Origin of the sequence: Microbacterium enclense, assembly GCA_038182865.1 — a bacterium.
GTDB classification, from domain to species: Bacteria; Actinomycetota; Actinomycetes; order Actinomycetales; family Microbacteriaceae; genus Microbacterium; species Microbacterium enclense_B.
Window position 1 is genome coordinate 1,108,480 of record CP116226.1, and the last position, 22,732, is coordinate 1,131,211.

General features: G+C 71.0%; 21 protein-coding genes. 17 read left to right on the forward strand and 4 right to left on the reverse strand.

The annotated features are described in order from the left end of the window. Positions 1-108: 108 nt before the first annotated feature. Positions 109-414 (reverse strand): chorismate mutase, encoded by a 306-nt coding sequence (locus PIR02_05175; protein ID WZH38060.1) that lies wholly within the window; start codon positions 412-414, stop codon positions 109-111. Between the two features lie 80 nt (positions 415-494). Here PIR02_05175 and PIR02_05180 point away from each other — a divergent pair, with 80 nt between their 5' ends. Further along, positions 495-1,619 (forward strand): AI-2E family transporter, encoded by a 1,125-nt coding sequence (locus PIR02_05180; GenBank protein ID WZH38061.1) that lies wholly within the window; start codon positions 495-497, stop codon positions 1,617-1,619. A gap of 3 nt (positions 1,620-1,622) precedes the next feature. Here the strand turns inward: PIR02_05180 and PIR02_05185 are convergent, their stop codons facing one another. Then, positions 1,623-2,513, reverse strand: a complete 891-nt coding sequence (locus PIR02_05185; protein ID WZH38062.1) for an amidohydrolase family protein — start codon at positions 2,511-2,513, stop codon at positions 1,623-1,625. Positions 2,514-2,633: 120 nt separating this feature from the next. On the opposite strand from PIR02_05185, the gene PIR02_05190 reads away from it, so the two are divergent. From PIR02_05190 to PIR02_05230, 9 genes are all read left to right on the forward strand, one after another. Then, positions 2,634-3,806 carry an ROK family protein gene (locus tag PIR02_05190; GenBank protein WZH38063.1) on the forward strand — a complete coding sequence of 391 codons (1,173 nt, stop codon included), beginning with the start codon at positions 2,634-2,636 and terminating at the stop codon, positions 3,804-3,806. A 179-nt stretch (positions 3,807-3,985) separates the two neighbouring features. Next, a complete protein-coding gene (locus PIR02_05195) occupies positions 3,986-5,245 on the forward strand; it encodes a sugar ABC transporter substrate-binding protein (protein WZH38064.1) in 1,260 nt (419 codons plus the stop codon). Between the two features lie 62 nt (positions 5,246-5,307). Continuing rightward, positions 5,308-6,585 carry an alpha-L-fucosidase gene (locus PIR02_05200; protein ID WZH38065.1) on the forward strand — a complete coding sequence of 426 codons (1,278 nt, stop codon included), beginning with the start codon at positions 5,308-5,310 and terminating at the stop codon, positions 6,583-6,585. Beyond that, entirely contained in the window at positions 6,582-7,520 is a 939-nt protein-coding gene (locus PIR02_05205; GenBank protein WZH38066.1) for a sugar ABC transporter permease, read from the forward strand. The genes PIR02_05200 and PIR02_05205 overlap by 4 nt, the downstream gene beginning before the upstream one ends. After that, positions 7,510-8,451, forward strand: a complete 942-nt coding sequence (locus PIR02_05210) for a carbohydrate ABC transporter permease (protein ID WZH38067.1) — start codon at positions 7,510-7,512, stop codon at positions 8,449-8,451. Before PIR02_05205 ends, PIR02_05210 begins: the two co-directional genes overlap by 11 nt. Further along, on the forward strand, positions 8,448-9,932 hold the full coding sequence (locus PIR02_05215) for a M81 family metallopeptidase (protein ID WZH38068.1): 1,485 nt from the start codon (positions 8,448-8,450) through the stop codon (positions 9,930-9,932). The genes PIR02_05210 and PIR02_05215 overlap by 4 nt, the downstream gene beginning before the upstream one ends. Beyond that, the gene (locus PIR02_05220; protein ID WZH38069.1) at positions 9,929-10,657 is read left to right on the forward strand and encodes a copper homeostasis protein CutC; all 729 of its coding nucleotides are present in this window, start codon (positions 9,929-9,931) and stop codon (positions 10,655-10,657) included. Before PIR02_05215 ends, PIR02_05220 begins: the two co-directional genes overlap by 4 nt. Beyond that, positions 10,654-11,586 (forward strand): ROK family protein, encoded by a 933-nt coding sequence (locus PIR02_05225; protein ID WZH38070.1) that lies wholly within the window; start codon positions 10,654-10,656, stop codon positions 11,584-11,586. The genes PIR02_05220 and PIR02_05225 overlap by 4 nt, the downstream gene beginning before the upstream one ends. After that, entirely contained in the window at positions 11,586-12,371 is a 786-nt protein-coding gene (locus PIR02_05230) for a glucosamine-6-phosphate deaminase (GenBank protein ID WZH38071.1), read from the forward strand. The genes PIR02_05225 and PIR02_05230 overlap by 1 nt, the downstream gene beginning before the upstream one ends. Positions 12,372-12,423: 52 nt before the next feature. On the opposite strand, the gene PIR02_05235 is transcribed toward PIR02_05230, so the two are convergent. Then, positions 12,424-13,623 carry a beta-propeller fold lactonase family protein gene (locus PIR02_05235; GenBank protein ID WZH38072.1) on the reverse strand — a complete coding sequence of 400 codons (1,200 nt, stop codon included), beginning with the start codon at positions 13,621-13,623 and terminating at the stop codon, positions 12,424-12,426. 1 nt (position 13,624) lies between these two features. Then, positions 13,625-14,911, reverse strand: coding sequence for an adenylosuccinate synthase (locus PIR02_05240; GenBank protein WZH38073.1), 1,287 nt, complete (start codon positions 14,909-14,911; stop codon positions 13,625-13,627). Positions 14,912-15,018: 107 nt separating this feature from the next. Here PIR02_05240 and PIR02_05245 point away from each other — a divergent pair, with 107 nt between their 5' ends. The 7 genes from PIR02_05245 (at position 15,019) to PIR02_05275 (ending at position 22,673) form a co-directional block, all read left to right on the forward strand. Continuing rightward, positions 15,019-15,711: a Pr6Pr family membrane protein gene (locus tag PIR02_05245; GenBank protein WZH38074.1), complete on the forward strand. Its 693-nt coding sequence runs from the start codon at positions 15,019-15,021 to the stop codon at positions 15,709-15,711. Positions 15,712-15,912: 201 nt separating this feature from the next. After that, positions 15,913-16,932, forward strand: a complete 1,020-nt coding sequence (locus PIR02_05250) for a glycoside hydrolase family 6 protein (protein WZH38075.1) — start codon at positions 15,913-15,915, stop codon at positions 16,930-16,932. A gap of 40 nt (positions 16,933-16,972) precedes the next feature. Next, positions 16,973-17,647 (forward strand): peptidylprolyl isomerase, encoded by a 675-nt coding sequence (locus PIR02_05255; protein WZH38076.1) that lies wholly within the window; start codon positions 16,973-16,975, stop codon positions 17,645-17,647. Positions 17,648-17,731: 84 nt separating this feature from the next. Then, entirely contained in the window at positions 17,732-19,174 is a 1,443-nt protein-coding gene (gene argG / locus PIR02_05260) for an argininosuccinate synthase (protein ID WZH38077.1), read from the forward strand. 294 nt (positions 19,175-19,468) lie between these two features. Next, the gene (locus PIR02_05265; GenBank protein WZH38078.1) at positions 19,469-20,074 is read left to right on the forward strand and encodes a helix-turn-helix domain containing protein; all 606 of its coding nucleotides are present in this window, start codon (positions 19,469-19,471) and stop codon (positions 20,072-20,074) included. Next, positions 20,071-20,739 (forward strand): hypothetical protein, encoded by a 669-nt coding sequence (locus PIR02_05270; protein ID WZH38079.1) that lies wholly within the window; start codon positions 20,071-20,073, stop codon positions 20,737-20,739. The genes PIR02_05265 and PIR02_05270 overlap by 4 nt, the downstream gene beginning before the upstream one ends. Beyond that, positions 20,736-22,673 (forward strand): YhgE/Pip domain-containing protein, encoded by a 1,938-nt coding sequence (locus tag PIR02_05275; protein WZH38080.1) that lies wholly within the window; start codon positions 20,736-20,738, stop codon positions 22,671-22,673. Before PIR02_05270 ends, PIR02_05275 begins: the two co-directional genes overlap by 4 nt. Positions 22,674-22,732 lie beyond the last annotated feature (59 nt).

Below are 22,732 nucleotides of genomic sequence, written 5' to 3' on the forward strand. Positions count from 1 at the left end.
CTCGCGGCCACCCGCCGCTCCCGCCGAGATGTCGCCCCGGGCGTGTCGTGCACACGGCGGGGGCGTCCGCGACGCGCTCGCGCGACACGGGCACGAGGACGCCGCGCGTCAGTCGGCGGCGGGCTCGGCGGCCGCGGAGCGGTGGTGGCGGATGACCTCGGCGACCACGAAGTTGAACCACTTCTCGGCGAACGCCGGATCCAGGTCGGCGTCTTCGGCCAGTCGCATGAGCCGCGCGATCTGCTGCTCCTCGCGAGCCGGGTCGGATGCCGGCATCCCGTGCTTCGCCTTGAGCACGCCGACCTGCTTGGTGCAGCGGAAGCGCTCCGCCAGCAGGAAGATCAGCGCGGCGTCGATGTTGTCGATGCTGCCCCGCAGGTTCTGCAGGATCCTCGTGGGGTCGGCGTCCGTCATATGTCCTCCCGAATCGCTCCGAGACTATCGCGCGGAGCAACCTCGGACGCGCCCTCGCAGCCGACCCCTACAGTGTGAGGATGAGCCGATCGACCCGCCCCGACCCCACCGCTGAAGGTGCAGACGCCGGGGAACCCACCTCGCGCGACCGGCCCGTCTGGTCGGCGATCTCCCGGCCGTACGCGGCGGGGTTCTTCCTCACCCTCGGCGGGTTGACCGCATTCCTGCTCGGCCTCGCGCTCTCGAACCTGTCGACCGTGCTGATCTACATCGCGATCGCGCTCTTCATCGCGCTCGCCCTCGACCCCCTCGTGCGCCTGCTCGTGCGTCGCGGGATCTCGCGCGCCTGGGCCATCGTGATCGTGTTCGGGGGCCTGGCGGTCATCCTCGCGGCGGCGCTGTGGCTGCTCATTCCTCCCGTGGTGCGCCAGGTCGAGCAGTTCGTCTCCGACATCCCCACCTTCGTCAACGACACCCGGCACAGCGAGTGGGTGATGTGGATCGAGGCGAACCTGGGCGACAGCGTCGGCGACATCATCAACGAGATCCAGAACTTCTTCACCAACCCCACCAACATCGCGGCCATCGGCGGAGGCCTCCTGCAGGTCGGCGTGACCATCGGCACGTTCGTCTCAGGGGCGATCATCGTGCTGGTGCTGAGCCTGTACTTCCTGGCATCCCTGCCGAAGATGAAGAACAGTCTCGTGCGACTCACCCCCGCCCGCAGCCGCGCGACGGTCGCCGACCTGACGGGCCAGATCACCGAATCGGTCGGCGGCTACCTCGCCGGAATGGTCGTGCTCGCCCTCTGCAACGCGGTCTTCGCCTTCATCGTCCTGACGATCCTGCAGCAGCCCTTCGCCGCCCTGCTCGCGGCCCTCGCGTTCGGCATCACGCTCATCCCCCTCGTCGGCTCCGTGCTGTTCTGGGCGACGGCCACGCTGTTCACGTTGCTCGTCAACCCGACCGCCGGACTCATCTTCGCGATCGTCTACCTGATCTATATGCAGATCGAGGCATACCTGCTCACGCCGCGCGTGATGAACCGGACGATCTCGGTCCCGGGCTCCCTCGTCGTGATCGGCGCCCTCGTCGGCGGCACGCTCCTGGGCCTTCCCGGCGCCCTCGTGGCCATCCCCGTCACGGCGTCGATCCTGCTGATCATCAAGCAGATCGTCATCCCGCGTCAGGATGCCAAGAAGTAGGCCTCAGCGCAGCACCCGGCCCGGAACGGTCGATGCGGCGGCCCGCGCGACCGGTTCCGGCACGCCCGCCGCGATGGTCACGGCGACGGCCCGATCCATCGTGAGCGTCGATCCCGCGAGCGTGTCGGTCCCGGACACGACCGGGCGGTCGCCGCGCACGTCCACGAGCAGTCCGCCGAGCGTGTAGCGACCGTCGCCCAGCCCCGTGGCCGACATCGCGTCGGTGACCAGCGCCACGCGGCCGGACGCCGCATCGAACAGGGCGCGCAGCACGACCGGGTGCACGTGGATCCCGTCGGCGATGACCTCGACCACGACGTGGTCGCGCGCGAGCGCCGCCCCCACGGGGCCGGGGTCCCGATGGCCGAGACCGGGCATGGCGTTGAACGCGTGGGTGAGCAGGCGCGCGCCGCGGTCGAACGCTTCGGCCGCGCGGGCGTAGTCGGCCTGGGTGTGCCCGACGGCGACGACGACGCCTGCCGCGACGAGACGGTCGATGGCATCCATCGCTCCGGGCAGCTCGGGGGCCAGAGTGACCTGCCGGACGATCCCCTGCCCCGCGTCGAGGAGGCGCTCCACGGCCTCCGGGGCGGGGACCGTCAGAGCGGCGGGATCATGCGCCCCGCGGCGCTCCTCGGCGAGGAAGGGCCCCTCCAGGTGCACCCCGGCGACCCCGGGTAGCTCGGGCAGCATCTCGCGCAGGGCCGCAAGCCGCCGTTCCACACGATCGAGGGGCGCGCTCACGAGGCTCACGAGCATCGACGCCGTCCCGTGCGCGCGGTGGTGCGCGACCGCGGCGCTCACGCCCTCGAGGTCGGCGTCGTCGAAGCCGTGGCCGAGGGCCCCGTGACAGTGCAGATCGACGAAGAACGGCACCGGGATCGAGGTGGACATGCCGCCACGGTACTGCAGAGATCAGATGTATCGCGCGACCGCCGGGGCCGGCGAGACGTGAGCGGGCCGCCGCGCACGTGCAATGATCTCGTCACCGCACCCCACCATCGGAGCATCGGCATGAACGCGCCCTACCCCCACCTCACGTCGACGGGCGGCGTGTTCTCACTCATCCGTGACGGCCTCGCCCGCTCGAGGTCGGACCTGTCGCGGCTGACAGGCCTCGCGCCCTCGACGATCACACTCCGCGTCGACGAGCTGCTCGGCCTCGGCGTCGTCGAAGAGGCCGGTGAGACGGCGTCCCGAGGGGGACGGCGTCCGCGCAAACTCGCCCTCGCCCGCGACGGGCGGGTCATCGCGGGCATCGACCTCGGCGCCACTCACGCCACGATCATCCTGGAAGACCTGCGTGGCGCCCGCGTGGCTCGTCATCGGATGAGTCTCGACATCGCGCGGGCTCCGGAGGTGGTGCTGCGCGGCATCCACCGCGAGGTCCTCTCACTCGTGGAGTCCGCCGCAGACCCCGTCACCCTCGCGGGGATCGGTCTCGCGGTCCCCGGGCCGGTCGGCGTCCCCGACGGCCGCATCATCTCCCCGTCGCGGATGCCCGGGTGGAACGGCATCGACGCCTCCGCCATCCTCGGCGGCATCGCCGGCGTGCCCGTGCGGTGCGAGAACGACGCGAACGCCATGGCGCTCGGCGAGCACATCGCCGACGGCCGGCGCTCGGCGAACATGCTCGTGGTGAAGGCGGGTTCGAGCATCGGTGTCGGCATCATCGTGGACGGGGCGCTGTATCGCGGAGCGACCGGCGTGGCCGGCGACATCACGCACATCGCGGTGGCCGGGTCGACGGTGGCCTGCGTGTGCGGGCGTGTCGGGTGCCTCGACGCGATCGCCGGCGGCCGCGCGATCGGTGAGGCCATGACCGCGGGCGGCATCCGCGTCGACGACGTGGCGCAGCTCGCGGATCTCGCTCGCGACGGGCATCCGCTCGCGACGCGCTTGCTCCGGGAGGCGGGGCTCAGAACGGGCAGTGTGCTGGCGACGATCGTCGGCTTCTTCAATCCCGAGCGCCTCGTGCTCGGGGGCGTCATCGCCACCACCGACGCTTTCGTCGCGGGAGTGCGCTCGAGCATCTACGACCTCTGCCTGCCGCTGTCGACGTCGTCGCTCGACGTCTCTGCGTCGGCCGAAGGGTGGGACATCGGCGCGCGCGGCGCGGCGCTCCTCGTGCGAGATGAGTTGCTGTCGGCGGCATCCATCGACGCCCTCGCTCGCGCCCACGTCTGACTTATTTCACCAATTGAAGTCAAAATAACGACTTCATCCGATCTGTGTAACAGGTCCGTTACGGAATGAAGCAGACGGGTCCCGCGCCGTTAGCTTCTCCCCAAGACCCATTCATCCGATGTCTCCAGGGCTGATACGCCGGACCCGACCTCCGCAGCCCGCACCCGAGAGGAAACCTCATGCACAAGAAACGGATCGCCTTCGCCGGCCTCGTCGCCGTCGCGGCGATGGGCTTCACGGCCTGCGCCTCCGGCGGCAACGCAGCCGACGGCGGCAAGACGACCATCGTCTGGAACATGTGGGCCGGTGACACCGCGTCCGAGCAGAAGCTCAAGGATCAGATGGCCGTCGCGCAGAAGCTCGTCGGTGACGACATCACCATCGAGCTGCAGACCGCTCCGTGGGCCGACTACTTCACCAAGCTGAACACCAACATGGCGTCGGGCAAGGTCGCCTGCGTCACCGGCATGAACGGTCAGCGTCTCGCCGGCTACACCGAGGTGTTCGACGAGCTGACCGACGACGACCTGGCGACCATGGGGATCTCGCGCGACGCCTACAACCCGGGTGCCCTCAGCGTCATGGAGAACAGCGGGAAACTGTACGGCCTGCCGTACGACACGGCGGCGATGCTGCTCTTCTACAACGCCGATCTGTTCGCCAAGGCCGGCGCTCCCGTTCCGACCAACGACTGGACCATCGACGACTTCGAGAAGGCCGCGAGCGAGATCACCGCCAAGGCCGGCGCGAAGGGCTTCGCCGTCTCGGTCGACGAGTTCCAGTGGCTCTCGCTCCCCATGGCCGAGACGGGCCTGCAGCCGGTCGACGACTCCGGCGCGCTCGACCTGACGAACCCGAGCTTCGTCGAGGCCGCCACGCGCTACGGCGACCTCGTGACCAAGCTCGGCGTGTCCGACGCCGTCCCCTCCGCCTCGGACTCCGCCTGGACCACCACGCAGTTCGAGAACGGCAAGGCCGCGATGATCATCGAGGGAACCTGGATGGCATCCACGCTCACGGGCCCCGACCTCGGCTTCTCGGCCGGCGCGGTGCGCATCCCGCGCGGCGGTGAGGGCGCCTACGGCGTGGCCCTCGGCTCGGGCTACGGCATCGCCGCGAACTGCGAGAACAAGGACGCCGCGCTCAAGGTGCTCGGCGCCCTGTCGAGCCCCGACGTGCAGTCGGTCATCGCGCAGCAGGGCGGCTACCCGGCGCAGCTCGCCAGCCAGCCGGAGTTCTTCACCTCGCTTCCGGATGCCACGCGCGACAACCTCACGCAGGCCTTCACCGCCGCCTTCGAAGGCGCGGTATCGCAGCGGGTGACCGACCAGTGGACGCAGGTGGCGACCGCGATGCCGAACGAACTCGTGAGCGTCTACACCGGCCAGGCGACCATGTCGTCGGTGCTCGACGGCCTCGAGCAGCGTTTCGGTAAGTAAGCCCTACGGGGAGGCGGCACCGCTCGGTGCCGCCTCCCCCTTCTCCTGCGAGGAGCACCGCCATGACCGCGAGCCGCACCGCCTGGTTCGTCCACGACCGCTTCGGGATGTTCGTCCACTTCGGGCTCTACAGCGTCGCCGCACGCCACGAGTGGGTGCAGAACTATGAGCGCATCGAGGCGGAGGACTACGCCCGCTACGCGGAGTACTTCGACCCCGACCTCTTCGACGCCCCCGCCCTCGCCCGACAGGCCCGCGAGGCCGGTGCGCGCTACGTCGTCCTGACGGCCAAGCACCACGAGGGGTTCTGCCTGTGGAACACGCAGACGACGCCCTTCAACGCCGTCGCCTCCTGCGGCCGCGACCTCGTGCGCGAGTACGTCGACGCCCTGCGCGCCGAGGGGCTCCGCGTCGGCCTCTACTTCTCGCTGCTCGACTGGTCGCACCCGCACTACACGATCGACCGTCACCACCCCCAGCGCGGCGCCGCCGACGTCGCCGAGCGCAACGCCGCGCGCGACATGGCCGTCTACCGCGCCTACCTGCACGCCCAGGTGCGCGAGCTGCTCACCGGCTACGGCCCGCTCGACTACCTCTTCTTCGACTTCACCGAGCCCGCCGAGGAAGACGGTCTGCCCGGCAAGGCACCCGAGGACTGGGATGCCGAGACCCTCTTGGCCCTCTGCCGGGAGTTGCAGCCCGACATGGTGGTGAACGACCGCTTGGGAATCCCCGCCGATCTCGTCACCCCGGAGCAGTACCAGCCCGTGCGCCCCTTCGAGCGCGACGGCGTGCCGCTCGTGTGGGAGGCCTGCCAGACGATCAACGGCAGCTGGGGGTACCACCGCGACAACCACGACAGCAAGAGCGCGGCGCTGCTCGTGCGCATGCTCGCCCGCTCGGTGGCGCTGGGCGGCAACCTGCTGCTGAACGTCGGGCCCACCGGGCGCGGCGAGATCGCCCCGCGCGACGCCGCCCTGCTCTCAGAGGTGGGCGAGTGGATGACCCGGCACGCGGATGCCATCCGCGGCGCCGCCGCGTCGTCGTTCACCCCTCCGTCGGGTGTCGTGTACACCCAGCGCGGAGACCGCCTGTACGCGCACCTGTTCGACTGGCCCTTCGGCCTGTTGCACCTCCCCGACCTCGCCGACCGGGTCGCCTTCGCCCGTTTCCTCGACGACGGGTCCGAGGTGCTCTTCGAGAACATCCCCGCCGACCAAGAGGCCTTCAACCTCCAGCCCGCGGCCCCCGAGCCCGGCACCCTCACGCTGAAGCTCCCCGTGCAGCCGCCGTCGGTCGCGCTGCCCGTGATCGAGCTGTACCTGCGAGCGTCCTCATGACGAAAGGCCACCGGATGGTCACCGAGTCCTCCATCGCCCCGCGGCGACGGCGCAACACGATCGAGATGAGGGAGCGCCGTCAGGCGCTCGGCTTCATCACCCCCGCCGTGCTGGGACTCGCGGTGTTCACCGTGCTCCCGGTGGGGCTCGCGATCGTCATGAGCCTGTTCGACTGGCCGATCTTCGGCAAGCGCGCGTTCGTCGGCTTCGACAACTACGTGACGCTGCTCACCTCGTCGCCGGAATTCTGGCCGGCGCTGCGCAACTCCGCGGTGTTCACCCTCTTGTACGTCCCGCTGAACCTCGTGGTGGCTCTCGGGCTGTCGCTGCTCCTGGGCCCCCGGATCCGCGGCCGCGCGGTCTTCCGTGTGCTCTTCTTCATCCCCGTCGTCACGCCGATCGTCGCGAGCGCGCTGATCTGGCGCCTCGTGCTGCAGCCCGACGGCCTGCTCAACGGCGTGACCGTGTCGCTCTTCGGCTGGGAACTGCCGAACTTCCTCGTCGACCAGAACTGGGCGATGATCGCCGTGGTCGCCATGAGCGTGTGGGCGGGGATGGGCTACAACATGCTCGTCCTCACCGCCGCTCTCGAGCAGGTGCCCACCTCGGTCGTCGAAGCCGCCCAGATCGACGGGGCCCGTGGCATCCGGCTCATCGTCCAGGTGCTCATCCCGCTGATCTCCCCCGCGATCTTCTTCGCGGCGGTGATGACGATCATCTCCTCGATGCAGGTCTTCGCGCAGCCGCAGCTGCTCACCGGCGGCGGCCCCGGCACCTCGACGGTGCCGCTGGTGATGTTCATCTACAACACCGGCTTCAAATTTCAAGATCTCGGCCTCGCCGCCGCGGGCGCCTGGATCCTGTTCGTCATCATCATCGGCATCACGGCGCTGCAGTTCCGGGCGCAGAAGAGGTGGGTGCACTATGAGCACTGAGACCCTGCGACAGACCCACCGCCCGGCACCGCTGTCGCCCGCGACCGCCGTCGAGGGCCCGCCCGGCGGTCGACGCGGCCGACGCCGCGGTCAGCCGACCTCTCGCGGCGAGCGCCTCGGCCTGATCGGCGCGTACATCGCTGTGATCGTGGCGGCCGTGATCTTCGCCGCGCCGCTGGTGTACGCGTTCTTCTCGGCCCTCAAGCCCTCGAACGAGGTGCTGCTCGCCCCGCCGACGCTCATCGGCAGCGAGGTGCGCTGGCAGAACTTCCTCGAGGTGTTCAGCTTCGCGCCCTTCACGACCTACATCGCGAACTCGTTCATCGTGTCGATCGCCGGTGTGCTCGTCGTCCTGGCGGTCTCGGCCACGGCCGGCTACGCCTTCGGGCGCCTCCGCTGGCCCGGGCGCGACATCGTGTTCGTGTTGTTCCTCGGCACCCTGATGGTCCCGCAAGAGGTGCTGGTCATCCCGATGTTCGTCGTCATGCAGTGGTTCGGCTGGGTCGACACGTACCAGTCGCTCATCTTCCCGTGGGCCTTCACGGCCTTCGGCACCTTCCTCATGCGGCAGTTCTTCCGCGGCATCCCGTTCGAGCTCGAGGAGGCGGCGCGGGTGGATGGCGCCGGTCCCGTGCGCACCTTCCTGCAGGTGATCCTGCCCCTGGCGGGGTCCGCGCTCGCGGTGCTGGCCGTCTTCACCTTCCTCAACTACTGGAACAGCTACCTCTGGCCCCTCGTGACCGTCAACGACTACAACGCGCTCGGCACCCTGCCCATCGGCCTGGCCAGCTTCGCGACGCAGTCCGGAACGCGCTGGGACCTGCAGATGGCGGCGACGATCATCTCGATGATCCCCACCACCATCCTCGTGATCGCCCTGCAGAAGCACCTCGTCAAAGGCATCGCGACGTCGGGTCTGGGCGGGCGATGACCGCGCAGTTCCCCCGGATCGCCATCGTCGGCATGGCCATCGAGTCCAGCGCGTACGCGGCACACCGCGCCGGCTATGACGATTTCGTGCAGCTGCACGGCGAGGAGGTGCTCTCGCGCTACCCGTTCCTCGCACCCGGTACGCCGCTCGGCGACGCGGCCGAATGGATCGGCGTCTTCTACGCGCGCTCCCTCCCCGGTGGGCAGGTGCGCCCCGAGGTGTACGACGACTTCCGCTCCCGCATCGCGACGGGCCTCGCCGACCTCGGACGCCTGGATGCCGTGTACCTCGACGTGCACGGAGCAATGGGCGTCGAGGGCATGGACGACGCCGAGGGCGACCTCGTCGAGGCCGTGCGCGCGGTCGTCGGGCCGCGCCCCCTGATCGCCGCTCCCATGGACCTGCACGGCAATGTCTCGGAGCGCTTCGCCCGCGCCGTCGATCTGCCGACATGCTTCCGCCTCGCCCCGCACGAAGACGCGGACGACACCCGTGAGCGGGCGGCGCGGACCCTGCTCGAGTGGGTGGGCCGCGACGAGCGGCCGGTGCGCGCCTGGGTACGCGTGCCGATCCTGCTCCCGGGCGAGAAGACGTCCACCCGCGTCGAGCCCGCGAAGAGCCTCTACGGCCGCCTCGACGAGGTGGAACGGATGCCGGGGATCACCGACGCCTCGATCTGGATCGGCTACGCGTGGGCCGACGAACCCCGCTGCCACGCGACCGTGCTGGTGAGCGGCTCCGACCCGGCGGCGATCACCGCCGAGGCCGAGGCCCTCGCGCGGGCACTCTGGGACGCGCGCGACGATTTCTCGTTCGTCGGCCCGCCCGGCTCGCTCGCCGAGGCCATCGACGCGGGCCTCGCGCACCGCGCCGCCCGCGGGGCCCGTCCGTACCTGGTCAGCGACTCGGGCGACAACCCGGGAGCGGGCGGCTCGGGCGACGTCACCTGGAGCCTGCACGATCTGCTCGCGGATGAGCGCCTCACCGGCGCCGCCGACGATCTGAGCGTCGCGGTCGCGTCGATCTTCGACCCGGCGGCCGTCGCTTCGCTCGCTGACACGGCCGTGGGCTCCCCCGTCGACATCGACGCCGGCGCCCGCGTCGACGACCGCGTGAGCGGGCCCGTCCGCCTCTCCGGCGTCCTGCTGGGTCGGCACGACCACCCGGTCGGCGGACGCGCCGTCGTCATCGGCATCGGCGCCCTGCGCGTGATCGTCACCGAGCGCCGCGCGGCGTTCCACGCCGTCGACGACTTCCGCGCGGTCGGCATCGATCCGCTCGAGACCGACATCGTGGTGACGAAGATCGGCTACCTCGAGCCCACGCTGTACGACGTCGCCGCGGGCTGGACCCTGGCGTTGACGCCGGGACCGGTCGATCAAGACCTCGCCCGTCTGGGACACCGTCGTATCGAGCGGCCGATGTTCCCGTTCGACGTGTTCGACACGGTCCCCGACCTGACGGCGACGGTCCTGCGATGACCGCGTTCGAGCTGGCGGTACAGGATGCCGCGGGCATCCGCGTCGCGGCCGACCTCGGGGTGGATCGCATCGAACTGTGCTCGGCGCTGTCGCTGGGTGGTCTGACCCCGTCGGCCGGTCTCATCGCCGCGGCCTCCGCCTCCGGCATCCCGGTTCACGTGCTGATCCGGCCGCGGTCAGGAGACTTCGAGTACGACGACGCGGAGCGGCGCCTGATCGTCGAAGACGTCTTGTGGGCTCGCGCCCACGGTGCCACCGGGGTCGTCGGCGGCGGACTCCGCGACGGCCGTCTCGACGAGGACCTCGTCGCACGCATCGTCGTCGCCGCCGACGGCATGCCCGTGACCTTCCACCGGGCGTTCGACAATCTGTCCGACCTGGATGCCGGCCTCGATCGACTCGTCGACCTCGGCGTCACCCGGGTGCTGACCTCGGGCGGAGCGGCTCGGGCCGACGAGGCGCTTCCCGTGCTGGAGCGACTGGTGGCTCGCGCAGATCGTGCCATCCAGATCATGGCGGGGAGCGGCGTCCGCGCCGACAACGTCGCGCGCATCGCCGCCACCGGCGTCGACGCCGTACACGCCTCCGTGAAGCGTGCCGTGGCCGGGCGTCGGGGCGTTCGCCTGGGTTCGGCCGCTCCGGATGGTGGAGGACACGAGACCGCCGATGCCGACGAGGCGCGCCGCCTGATCGGCATCCTGCGTTCGACCGAGGAGGCGAGATGACGCTTCTTCTGGGAGTGGACAACGGCGGCACGCGGGTCAAGCTGCTGCTCGCGCGCGACGCCGGCGGACGTCTCGAACACGTGCGCACCGACGACGCGCCGACCCCGCGCGGCCCCGCCGCGATGGACGAGCTGGCCGAGATCACCCGCGCCTTCCTCGCCGACGACAGAGCCGACGCGTTCGGGATCACCGTGGCCGGCATCCTCGACGAGGCCTCGGGTGCGGTCGTCACCAGCGCCAACATGCGCTGGCTCGAGGGTCTCGCCCCGGCGCGGGAGCTGTCGGAGCGGATCGGCATCCCGGGCGAGGCCGTACAGGACGGCGTCGCGACAGCGATCGCGGAAGCGGTGCTCGGCGCCGGCCGCGGGGCCGACGACGTGTTCGTGCTCGCACTCGGCACCGGCATCGCGGGCGCCCACGTCGTCGACGGGGCGGTGCGCAAGGGCGCTCATGGGGGTGCCGGAGAGATCGGCCACATCGCCACCGGACGCGGCGAGAAGTGCACGTGTGGACAATCGGGATGCCTCGAGTCGGTGCTCGGCGGCACACGCCTCGGTGCGCGCTGGGATCGTGCCCGTGGCGTGCAGGCGCAGTCGAGCGCGCTCGATGTCGTCCTCGCCGCCGAGCGCGGCGACGGAACCGCCCGCACGATCCTCGACGAGGCGACCACCGCCCTCGCCAACGGCCTGCTGAGCCTCATGGCCATGATCGACCCCGGCGTGATCGTCATCGGCGGCGGTCTCTCGAACTCGCCGACGTGGATCATCGACCCCGCGGTCGACAAGGCCCACCGCCAGGCCACCTTCCACTCCGTTCCCCCCATCGTCCGCGCTCAGCTCGGATCGTGGGCGGGCGCGTGGGGCGCCGCCTTGACCGCAGGGGCCCGGATGAGCGGGGCGCACCGCCTCGAACGAACGGAGATGGTCTGATGGCCGAGGTCGTCGTCACCCGCACCGCCGACGAGGCATCCGCCCTCGCCGCCGACCACGTCGCCCGCGCGATCGCGGCGCACCCGCAGCTCGTGCTCGGGGTGGCCACCGGCTCCACCCCCGAGCGGTTCTACCGCCACCTCGCCCACCGCGTCGTCGAGAACGGCATCGACACGTCGGGGGTGCGTGCCTTCGCACTCGACGAGTACGTGGGACTACCCGCCGCCCACCCCGAGTCGTACGCGGCCGTCATCGAGCGCACCGTCACGACGCCGCTGGGTCTCGACCCCGCTCACGTGCACGTGCCCGACGGCGGCGCCGCCGATCCTTTCGCGGCCGCCGAGGACTACGACCGCGCGATCGCCCTCACCGGGGGCGTCGACATCCAGATCCTCGGCATCGGACGCAACGGCCACATCGGCTTCAACGAGCCCGGATCGTCCCTCGGATCGCGCACGCGCGTCAAGACGCTCGCCGCCTCGACGCGAGAGGCGAACGCGCGCTTCTTCGCCGACGACGCGGAGGTGCCCGTGCACTGCATCACCCAGGGCATCGGCACGATCCGCGAGGCGCGGCACCTCATCCTGCTGGCCTTCGGCCCCGACAAGAGTGCCGCCCTGGCCGGCGCCGTGGAGGGTCCCGTCTCGGCGATCCTGCCGGGCTCCGCCATTCAGCTGCACCCGCACGTCACCGTGCTGGCCGACAACGACGCTGCACGCGACCTCACCCTCGCCGACGCGTACCGCGAGGCCTGGGAACGCAAGCCGGCCGCACAGGGGTTCTGAGGCCGCTCAGCCGACCTGCGCATCGGCCTCACGCGGGGCGGTCCCGCCGGGCTCAGCGCATCGGCAGCAACCGCGTCGGCGAGGGCGACGCGGTGCGGTGGCGCACGCGGCCCGGCACCCCGGTGCGCGGGTCGAGCGGGAGCGAGACGATCTCGTCGGCCAGCTGCCCGGCCACCAGCAGGGTGTCGTTCACCACGACGTGATGCCGCGGCCAGTGGGTTCCGGCGTCGGCGAGCGCCGTGAGCTGCAACGACTCCCCCGCCCCACGCACGGCGAGCACGCCGATCGTGTCGCTGCCACGGACTCCCGCGTAGAGCATGGTGCCGTCGCGACTCGCGCACAGCTCGGCGGCGGTGTCGGTCTCGAGGGTGCCCACGAGCGGCTGACCCGAGACGATGCGCCAGCGGGCCTCGGCATCCGGGGCCAAGACGAACACCTCGCGGCTGAGCTCGGTCACGACGTAGAGGTGGCCGGACGGATGCCACACCCCGTGCCGTGGTCCGCTGCCCTTCGGCAGCACCACCTGCTGCACGAGTCGCAGACCGTCGGTTGCCGGACGCCAGAGACGCACCAGGTCGAAGCCCATGTCGGTGGTCGCGACGAGACCGCCGGGGAGGAAGATCGCCTGATGCGTGCGGGAGACGCGGGCACCCGCGGCGGCCTCCTCGGACTCGGCGTCGGTCTCGGGAACGGCGTCGTAGTCGGGCACGAGGTGGCCGTAGTCGTCGCCCGCAGCCTCGCGCAGCGCGCGAGCGGCGGCGGCGAGGTCGGGGACGGGCGCGCCCGAGACCCGGGCCCCGGTCGACACCGCGCCTCCGGCGGACTCGGCACCCCAGGGGTCGACGGCGTCGACGGCGATCCGCGGGCGCGACGGGCGGCCGGCGGCATCCAGGTCGAAACGGACGACACGGCCGTCGCTCCAGCAGCTCGCGACGAGGAACGAGGCGTCGGGGGAGACGGCGACGTGACAGACGGCCTCGCCGGCGTCGAGCGCGGGCCCCAGGGGCGCCAGCCGGGTCTCGCCCGTACGGCGGTACGCTTGCACGGTTCCGTCGGACTCGAGAGCCGCATACAGCACGTCGTTCGTGGGGTGCGCGGCGACCCACGACGCGGAACCGGGAGCGGCCACCGCGGTGCCGACCATGCCGAGCGGACCCGAGGCCCACACCGAATCGGCGTCTCCGGCCTGCAGGATGCCGATGCCCTCGGCCGAGCCTGCGTCGGGCGCGTACGCCCCCACCCAGAACCGCACGTCAGTCGATCAGGTTGTGTCGCACGATCACCTGGTCGCGCGCGGGGCCGACGCCGATGACCGAGATGCGCGTGCCGCTCATCTTCTCGAGGGCGAGCACGTACTCCTGGGCCGTCTGCGGCAGATCCTCGAAGGTGCGCGCCGTGGAGATGTCTTCGCTCCAGCCGGGGAAGGTCTCGTAGATCGGCTTCGCGTGGTGGAAGTCGGTCTGGTTGACGGGCAGATCGTCGAAGCGGACGCCGTCGACGTCGTAGGCGACGCACACGGGGATCTCGTCGAGTCCACCGAGGATGTCGAGCTTGGTCAGCACGAGGTCGGTGATGCCGTTGATGCGCGTGGCGTAGCGCGTGATGGGCGCGTCGTACCAGCCGACGCGGCGCGGGCGACCGGTGGTCGTACCGAACTCGAAGCCGCGCGAGCGCAGCCAGTCACCGCTCTCGTCGAAGAGCTCGGTGGGGAAGGGGCCGGAGCCGACACGCGTGGTGTAGGCCTTCACGATGCCGACGATGCGGTCGAGGCGGTTCGGGCCGACGCCCGAGCCGGTCGACGCCCCGCCGGCCGTCGCGGACGACGACGTGACGAAGGGGTAGGTGCCGTGGTCGACGTCGAGCATGGTGGCCTGGCCGCCCTCGAAGACGACGATGTCGCCGGCATCCAGAGCCTCGTTCAACAGCAGTGAGGTGTCGGCGACCATGGGGCGCACGCGCTCGGCGTAGGCGAGCAGGTCTTCGACGACCTCGTCGACCGTGATCGAGCGGCGGTTGAAGACCTTCACGAGCAGGTGGTTCTTCTGGTCGAGGGCGCCCTCGACCTTCTGGCGCAGGATGTTCTCGTCGAAGAGGTCTTGCACGCGGATGCCGACACGGTTGATCTTGTCGGCGTACGCGGGACCGATGCCGCGCCCGGTGGTGCCGATCTGGCGCTTGCCGAGGAAGCGCTCGGTGACCTTGTCGAGCGTGCGGTGGTACTGCGTGATGATGTGCGCGTTGGCGCTGATCTTCAGCCGGCTGGTGTCGAGGCCGCGGGCGTTGAGCGCCTCGAGCTCAGCGAAGAGCACTTCGAGGTCGACGACGACACCGTTGCCGATGACAGGGGTCACCCCGGGCGAGAGGATGCCACTGGGCAGCAGGTGCAGGGCGTACTTCTCGTCGCCGATGACGACGGTGTGCCCGGCGTTGTTGCCGCCGTTGAACTTCACCACCCAGTCGGTGCGCTCACCGAGCAGATCGGTGGCCTTGCCCTTGCCCTCGTCGCCCCACTGGACGCCGACGATCACGATTCCGGGCATGAGTGCTCCTCGCATGTTGTCCGGCGGTACACCCCATCCTATCGAGAGGGTCCGACACCGCCCCGCAAGCCCCCCGTCGGAACCGGCGGCCTCGATACGGTGACCCCATGGGGCGATCGGCGGCGTGGGCGACGGGCTGGAACATCGCGCGGGTCGCCGTGGCGGCCGTCATCGCGGCGGCCGTCATGGCGCAGTTCGTGTCCTCGCTCGCGGGCGCTCAGGCCAATGGACGCGACGTCGCCACGGTCGTGGCGAACTTCTTCAGCTTCTTCACGATCCTCTCCAACGTCTCGGCGATGGTGGCGCTGGCGATCGTCGGTGTCCGGTTCTTCGCGCGGGGCCGCCGTCTCGACGCCGATCCCCCGGCGCTCGCCACCGTGCTCGCCTGGGTGTCGACGTACATGGTGGTCACGGGCGTCGTCTACAACCTCCTGCTCCGGGGTCTGCCCCTGCAACCCGAGACCGTCGGCTGGTCGAACGAGGTCATGCACGTGTGGGGTCCGCTCTTCCTCCTGCTCGACGTCGTGATCGGACCGTGCCGTCGACGACTGCCCTGGAGCGCGGCCCTCGGCGCAGCGATCTTCCCTCTCGCGTGGATCGCGTACACGCTCGTGCGCGCACCGCTCATCACCAACCCCACGACGGGGGACCCGTTCTGGTACCCCTACCCCTTCCTCAACCCCGCGAACGGCGGCTGGGGAAGCGTCGCGCTCTACATCGTGGTCATCGCCGCGGTGATCGTGGGCGTCGCGTTCGGTGTCGTCGCGATCGGGCGGGCGCGCGGCATCCGATCCTCCTGACGTGGGGAGCGCGCGGCGTCGCGGACGTGCGAGCCGAAGGCCGCGGGGCCGCACCGGTCGGCACCGCGTTCGTTTGCGCATTCCGTAGCTCGGGTGCAGCCAGCGTCTCGTCCCGGCGGATCCCCGGCGAGGACACGGTGATAATGAGGCTCGCCCGGGCGAGTCGGTCTCGGGTACTCCTTCCCGACGACAGAAGATTCCATGACGGTCGCCCCGCCCGCCGAAAGCGCCTGGAGAAGGTGGCTCGCCGCCACGGCTTTCGCCGCCCTCACGGCGCCCCTCGTCTTCGCCGCCCCCGCCACCGCCCACGCGTCGGCGTCCCGCGCCGAGGCGGTTCGATCGACGGCCACCGCGAATCCCCTGGCGGCCGGACCCGCCCTGCCCACATACTCCGCGGCCGCGGAAGCGCAGAAGGCCGCGGCCGCGGCCGGACGCACGAGCGTGGCGACGCAGATCGGCGTGATCGCCTCGCAGCCCACGGCCACCTGGCTGGGCGAGTGGTACGACACGGACGCACTGACGCGGGTCCTCGTCGCCGAGACGAAGGCCGCGGCCCGGCAGAAGAAGACCGCGGTGTTCGTGCTCTACGGCATTCCCGCCCGCGACTGCGGCCTCCACTCCGGCGGCGGCTACGATGCGACCACGTACCGGCAGTGGACGCAGCGGATCGCCCAGACCCTGCGAGGGACGCGCTCGGTCGCGATCATCGAGCCCGACGCGCTGGCCATGCTGGGGGAATGCGACGGTCAGGGCGACCGCGCGGGGCTCATCCGTGCGGCGGTGCGCGACCTCGCCGCCGCCGGGGTCGCGTCGTACATCGACGCGGGGAACTCGGGATGGGTCCCCGCCGAGGTCATGGCGGAACGCCTGCGCGCCGCGGGCGTGTCCGAGGCGCGCGGCTTCGCCACGAACGTCTCGAACTTCTCCCCGACCGCCGCGGAACAGAAGTACGCCGAACGGGTGCGTTCGCTGGTGGGCGGGAAAGCCCGGTACGTCATCGACACCTCGCGCAACGGCCGAGGCTGGACGGGCGAGTGGTGCAACCCCGCGGGCACCGGTCTGGGCACCACACCGCGCGCGGTCAGCGGAAAGGGCGGACTCGACGCGCTGCTGTGGATCAAGCGCCCCGGCGAGAGTGACGGAGTCTGCAACGGCGGCCCCGCTGCCGGGAGCTGGTTCGAGAAGGCTGCACTCGAGCTGGTGCGGCTGCGGGCGACGTGACGACGGGGTGCACCGGGAGGTGAACGCCTACCCTGGGGGAGTGCGTACGCGACTGATGTCCGCGGCTCTGGCCGCCTCCGCTCTCCTCCTGCTCGCCGGGTGCGCCGGGGCCACCCCGGAATCCGACGCCCCGATCTCCAGCGGCGTCGACAGCGCGTCCGCCGCGTGCGCCTACCCCGCCTCGGGGCAGCCCGCCGCCGACGTGACGCCCCCGACCGCCGACACCGAGCGCCCCACCGGCGACGTGGCCGTGACGCTCGAGACCTCGGCCGGCGCGATCCCGATGACGCTCACGGGCGCGCGCACCCCGTGCACCGTCGAGAGCTTCGTCTCGCTCGCCCAGCAGCAGTACTTCACCGACACGACCTGTCACCGCCTCACGACGCAGAACATCTACGTGTTGCAATGCGGCGACCCCACGGGGTCGGGTCGCGGCGGGCCCGGCTACACGTTCGCCGACGAACTCGACGGCAGCGAGACCTACCCCGCCGGGACGGTCGCGATGGCCAACACCGGCCGCCCCGGCACGAACGGCTCGCAGTTCTTCCTCGTCTACGCCGACTCGACACTGCCCCCGAGCTACACCGTCTTCGGGACGCTGTCGCCCGAGGGCCTCGCCGTGGTCGAGAAGATCGGCCAGGCCGGCGTCGAGGGCGGGGGCGCGGACGGTGCGCCCGCCACCCCGGTCGAGATCACCGCGGTGACCGTCGGCTGACACTCCTCCTGCCCAGCCCTCGGGCGGGGCGGAAGCCCTCCACACGGGTCGGGGCGCGGCATCCCTCCCCGATAGAATCGAGGAATGTCCAAGGTCTTGCAGTCCCTTCCCGTCGGCGAGCGCGTCGGCATCGCGTTCTCGGGTGGTCTCGACACGTCGGTGGCCGTCGCGTGGATGCGCGACAAGGGCGCCATCCCCTGCACTTACACCGGCGACCTCGGGCAGTACGACGAAGACGACATCGCCTCGATCCCCGGCCGCGCCACGCAGTACGGCGCGGAGGTCTCGCGGCTGGTCGACTGCAAGACCGCTCTCGTCGAAGAGGGCTTCGTTGCACTGGCGTGCGGCGCCTTCCACATCCGCTCGGGCGGCCGCACGTACTTCAACACCACCCCGCTCGGCCGCGCCGTCACCGGCACGCTGCTCGTGCGCGCGATGAAAGAAGACGGCGTCGACATCTGGGGCGACGGCTCCACCTACAAGGGCAACGACATCGAGCGGTTCTACCGCTACGGCCTGCTCGCCAACCCCGCGCTGCGCATCTACAAGCCGTGGCTCGACGCCGACTTCGTCACCGAGCTCGGCGGACGCAAAGAGATGAGCGAGTGGCTCGTCGCCCACGACTTCCCCTACCGTGACAGCGTCGAGAAGGCGTACTCGACGGATGCCAACATCTGGGGCGCCACGCACGAGGCCAAGACGCTCGAGCACCTCGACGTCTCACTCGAGATCGTCGAGCCCATCATGGGCGTGCGGTTCTGGGACCCCGAGGTCGAGATCGAGACCGAAGACGTCACCGTCACCTTCGAAGCGGGTCGCCCCGTCGCGATCAACGGCACGCGCTTCGACGACCCCGTCGCGCTCGTCCGCGAGGCCAACACCATCGGCGGCCGCCACGGGCTCGGCATGAGCGACCAGATCGAGAACCGCATCATCGAGGCCAAGTCGCGCGGCATCTACGAGGCCCCCGGCATGGCCCTGCTCTTCCTCACCTACGAGCGCCTGGTCAACAGCATCCTGAACGAAGACACCCTCGCGACCTACCACGAGCAGGGTCGCCGCCTCGGTCGCCTGATGTACGAGGGCCGCTGGCTCGAGCCGCAGTCGCTCATGCTGCGCGAGTCGATCCAGAAGTGGGTCGGGTCGACCATCACGGGCTCGGTCACCGTGCGCCTGCGCCGCGGCGAGGACTACACGATCCTCGACACCGTGGCATCCGGGATGTCGTATTCGCCCGAGAAGCTCTCGATGGAGCGCGTCGGCGACGCCGCCTTCGGTCCCGTCGACCGCATCGGCCAGCTCACGATGCGCAACCTCGACATCGCCGACTCGCGCGCCCGTCTCGAGCAGTACGCCGCGCTCGGCCTGCTCGGCGGCCCGACCGGCGAGCTCGTCGGCGACGTGGCGAAGGGCGGTGCCCGCGAGATCATCGAGCCCGCGGCGCCCCTCTCGGCCGACGGCGAGCGCCTCGCAGAAGCCACCGACGAGGCGGGCGAGGGCGCCGCGTTCGACTCCGGCACCGACTGACGACACGACCTCGACGGAGCCGGTGGTCCTCGGACCACCGGCTCCGTCGTCGTTCGACTCCGATGGGGGCGCGGGCCGCGGGGGCGCGCGAGCGCGCCGGACCGTCCGAGAACAGGAGATCCCGCGAGGACAGGGCGGGATGCCGAGGCGACGAACTGTGGCCGAACGATCCCCTGTTCTCGCGCGATCCGCACGACCAGGAGCGCGCGAGCCGACGCAGCCGTGAGGAATCCGCGTGGCCACCGGGAAATAACTTGCACATGACCGTGCACTTTCGGCGTACACTGATCCCTCGTGAGTACTCCCACCCGCCGTGATGCCGTCGAGAACCGCGCCGGCATCGTCGATGCCGCCACCGCGGTCATCGGTCACGACCCGCGCGCCTCGATCGACGCGATCGCCCGCCGCGCCGGTCTCTCGCGCCGCGCGCTCTACGGTCACTTCGACGACCGCAACGCGATCGTCCGCGAGGTCATCGCCGCCGGGGCTCTCCGTTTCAACGCCATCGCCGACCGCGTCGACGACGCCGACTCGCGCGTCGCGCTCGCCCGCCTGGCATCGGAGCTCTGGGCCGAAGCCGCCCACGTGCAGGCCGCAGCAGCCCTCGCCCTCGACGACGCGCACCTGCCCGAGACGTCGGCCGCGCTGGCACCGCTCCGGCGTCGGATCGATGCGATCGTGCGCCGTGGGCAGGAAGCGGGCGAGCTGCGCACCGACCTCCCCGCCCCGACGCTCTCGCGCCTGCTCGAAGAGACGGGCCGCACCGTCGTCAGCCGCGTCGACGCGGAGTCGACGTCGGCCCGAGCCATCGCCGTCCGCGCCGTCCTCGGAATCGCCGGTCTCTCCTGGACCGAGGCTCAGGCTGTCGTCGCGGAGCACCCCGAGCTGGAGGCGCAGTGAGAATCGTCCTGTCCGAGGTCGCGAAGGGCCGCGCCGAGCGCGCTCTTCCCCCGACGTCCACCTCGTTCGAGACCGGGCACGCCACCCTGGCCCTCGCCGAGACCGAGCAGCGACCCACCGTCCTCGGACTCGTCGCGTCCGGGCGCATGAAGATCGACAGCGGCGAGGTCACGATCGACGGGCGACGGGATGCCAGGGCTCTCCGCCGCCGCGTCGCCCTGGTCGACGCCCCCATCGTGTCGGAGCCGGAGCCCAACATCACCGTCACCGGCGTCGTCGCCGAGGAGCTGATGTTCGCGGGCCGCGCACCCACACCCTTCGCCGCCGCACGGTGGCTGGAGAGCATCGGTCTCGAGACGCTCGCCGGCCTGCCGATCGGCAACGTCGATCCCGCAGCGCGGGTCCGACTGCTGCTCGAGCTCGCCGCGCTGCGCAAAGACGTCGAGGGTCTGGTCCTCGTCGCGCCCGACCGTCACGGCGGCGAACCGGCCGCGTGGTGGCGCATCGCCCGCGAGTTCGCGGAGCGCGGGTACGCCGTGCTCGTCATCGCCGGCCAAGCCTCGCAGACGGCGATCGAGGTCATCGATCGCGTCGACGCCGACACCGCCATCGGCCCGAGCACAGCCCCCACGCCGACCGCACCGACCGAGGAGGAGGCGCGATGAAGATCCCGCAGATGATCGCCGCCGAGCTCCGGCGTCTCACCTCGACCCGGATGTCGGTGATCGCCCTCGTGGCCCTGCTCGCGGTGCCGATCCTGTACGGCGGGCTGTACCTCTGGGCGAACCAGGATCCGTACGGCAACCTCTCGAACGTCCCGGTCGCGCTCGTCGTCGACGATCAGGGCGCGCAGGTCAACGGCGAGCAGCGCAATCTCGGCGACGAGGCGGCGGAGCAGCTGCTGGACAGCGACACCTTCGAGTGGCACCGCGTCTCCTCCGACGCGGCCGACGCCGGCCTCTCAGCGGGCGACTTCGACTTCATCGTGACCCTCCCCGCCGACTTCACCGAGGCCGTGGCCTCGCTCTCGAGCGACAGCCCCCGCCAGGCCGACATCGAACTGCGCACGAACGATGCCAACAACTACCTCGCGTCGACCATCGGCACGCAGGCGGTCGCGCGGATCCAGGCATCCGTGGCGAAGAAGGTGGTCGACGAAGCGGGGCTCAGTCTGCTCGATGCCCTTCACACGATCCGCGTGAGCCTCGTGGATGCCACGAACGGAGCGACCCAACTCGTCGACGGTCTCGCGACCGCGAAGGACGGGTCGTCGCAACTGGCCAGTGGCTCGGCGACCCTGGCCGACGGGTCGTCGCAGCTCGCCGACGGGACCGCGCAACTCTCCGCCGGGGCCGACCAGCTCCGCGACGGCACGGCGCAGCTCCGCGACGGTTCCGCACGCGTGGCCGATGGCGCCCGCCAGGTGGCGGGTGGGGTCGATCGCATCGACGAGGTCGCCCGCGAGGTGGGGTCGATCACCGGAGACGCCGCCGCACGCCTGCCCGAGGCCCGCACCGACATCGCCAAGGCCCTCGCCGACGCCGGACTCAGCCAGGCGAAGATCGATGAGATCCTCTCGCGTCTGGATCCGGTCGCCGAGCGCCTCACCGCCGCGAACGGACGCGTGCAGGACACGGTCGATCAGATCAACCAGCTCGACGACGGTGCGCGGCAGGTCGCCGACGGCAGCGCCTCGGTCGCCTCGGGTGCGGCCACGGCTGCCGACGGGGCCTCGGCCCTGGCCGACGGCGCGGGGACCGCGGCATCCGGAGCCGCTCAGATCCGCGACGGCTCGGCCCAGCTCCGTGACGGCGCGAGCCGGCTCGACGGGGGCATCGGCCAGCTCTCGACCGGCGCCACTCAGTTGCGCGACGGTCTGGCCTCGGGCGTGAACCAGATCCCGGATTCCGACGACGCGACGCGTCAGGCGCAGGCCGCGGCCATCTCCGACCCGGTGAGCGTGGGCACGAGCTCGGTGACCAAGGCGCAGAACTACGGCGCGGGTCTCGCCCCGTTCTTCGCCGCCCTGGCCGGCTGGATCGGCATCTACGCACTGTTCCTCATCGTCAAGCCCGTGTCCAAGCGCGCGATCACGGCGCTCCGCTCCCCCGTGCGCGTGACCCTCGCGGGCTGGCTCACGCCCGCCGGGCTCGGTGCGCTGCAGATGGTCGGGCTCTTCACCGTGCTCGCGATCGCGCTGCAGTTCTCGTTCGCGAACCCCGCGGCAGCCCTCGGCATCCTGCTCTTCGCCTCGGCGACGTACGCGGCGATCGTGCTGGCGTTGAACGTGTGGCTCGGTTCGGTCGGGCAGTTCCTCGGCCTGGTGCTGATGGTGCTGCAGCTCGTGACCGCCGGCGGCACCTTCCCCTGGCAGACGCTGCCCGCTCCTCTCGCGGCACTGCATCACGTGCTGCCGATGGGGTACGTGGTGGATGCCATGCGGCAGGTCATGTACGGCGGCGACCTCTCGCGGGTCGGGCCCGATCTGCTCGTCCTGGGGACGTGGATGGCCGGCGGCGTGCTGCTCGCGGCCCTCGGGGTGACGCGCATGACGCACCACCGCACCCTGCGCGACCTGCAGCCGAGCCTGATCGGCTGACGCGGGCGGGAGGTGCGGGCACGCCCCGCCCGCCCGCGGCACCCGCCCGCTCGCGTGTG

Excerpts from the sequence above, each read along its gene's own strand:
- PIR02_05175 (WZH38060.1), bottom strand. The coding sequence starts at position 414 with ATGACGGACGCCGACCCCACGAGGATCCTGCAGAACCTGCGGGGCAGC.
- PIR02_05220 (WZH38069.1), top strand. The coding sequence starts at position 9,929 with ATGACCGCGTTCGAGCTGGCGGTACAGGATGCCGCGGGCATCCGCGTC.
- PIR02_05205 (WZH38066.1), top strand. The coding sequence starts at position 6,582 with ATGACGAAAGGCCACCGGATGGTCACCGAGTCCTCCATCGCCCCGCGG.
- PIR02_05250 (WZH38075.1), top strand. The coding sequence starts at position 15,913 with ATGACGGTCGCCCCGCCCGCCGAAAGCGCCTGGAGAAGGTGGCTCGCC.
- PIR02_05195 (WZH38064.1), top strand. The coding sequence starts at position 3,986 with ATGCACAAGAAACGGATCGCCTTCGCCGGCCTCGTCGCCGTCGCGGCG.
- PIR02_05215 (WZH38068.1), top strand. The coding sequence starts at position 8,448 with ATGACCGCGCAGTTCCCCCGGATCGCCATCGTCGGCATGGCCATCGAG.
- PIR02_05230 (WZH38071.1), top strand. The coding sequence starts at position 11,586 with ATGGCCGAGGTCGTCGTCACCCGCACCGCCGACGAGGCATCCGCCCTC.
- PIR02_05275 (WZH38080.1), top strand. The coding sequence starts at position 20,736 with ATGAAGATCCCGCAGATGATCGCCGCCGAGCTCCGGCGTCTCACCTCG.
- PIR02_05180 (WZH38061.1), top strand. The coding sequence starts at position 495 with ATGAGCCGATCGACCCGCCCCGACCCCACCGCTGAAGGTGCAGACGCC.
- PIR02_05185 (WZH38062.1), bottom strand. The coding sequence starts at position 2,513 with ATGTCCACCTCGATCCCGGTGCCGTTCTTCGTCGATCTGCACTGTCAC.
- PIR02_05200 (WZH38065.1), top strand. The coding sequence starts at position 5,308 with ATGACCGCGAGCCGCACCGCCTGGTTCGTCCACGACCGCTTCGGGATG.
- PIR02_05190 (WZH38063.1), top strand. The coding sequence starts at position 2,634 with ATGAACGCGCCCTACCCCCACCTCACGTCGACGGGCGGCGTGTTCTCA.
- PIR02_05210 (WZH38067.1), top strand. The coding sequence starts at position 7,510 with ATGAGCACTGAGACCCTGCGACAGACCCACCGCCCGGCACCGCTGTCG.
- PIR02_05225 (WZH38070.1), top strand. The coding sequence starts at position 10,654 with ATGACGCTTCTTCTGGGAGTGGACAACGGCGGCACGCGGGTCAAGCTG.
- PIR02_05245 (WZH38074.1), top strand. The coding sequence starts at position 15,019 with ATGGGGCGATCGGCGGCGTGGGCGACGGGCTGGAACATCGCGCGGGTC.
- argG (WZH38077.1), top strand. The coding sequence starts at position 17,732 with ATGTCCAAGGTCTTGCAGTCCCTTCCCGTCGGCGAGCGCGTCGGCATC.
- PIR02_05240 (WZH38073.1), bottom strand. The coding sequence starts at position 14,911 with ATGCCCGGAATCGTGATCGTCGGCGTCCAGTGGGGCGACGAGGGCAAG.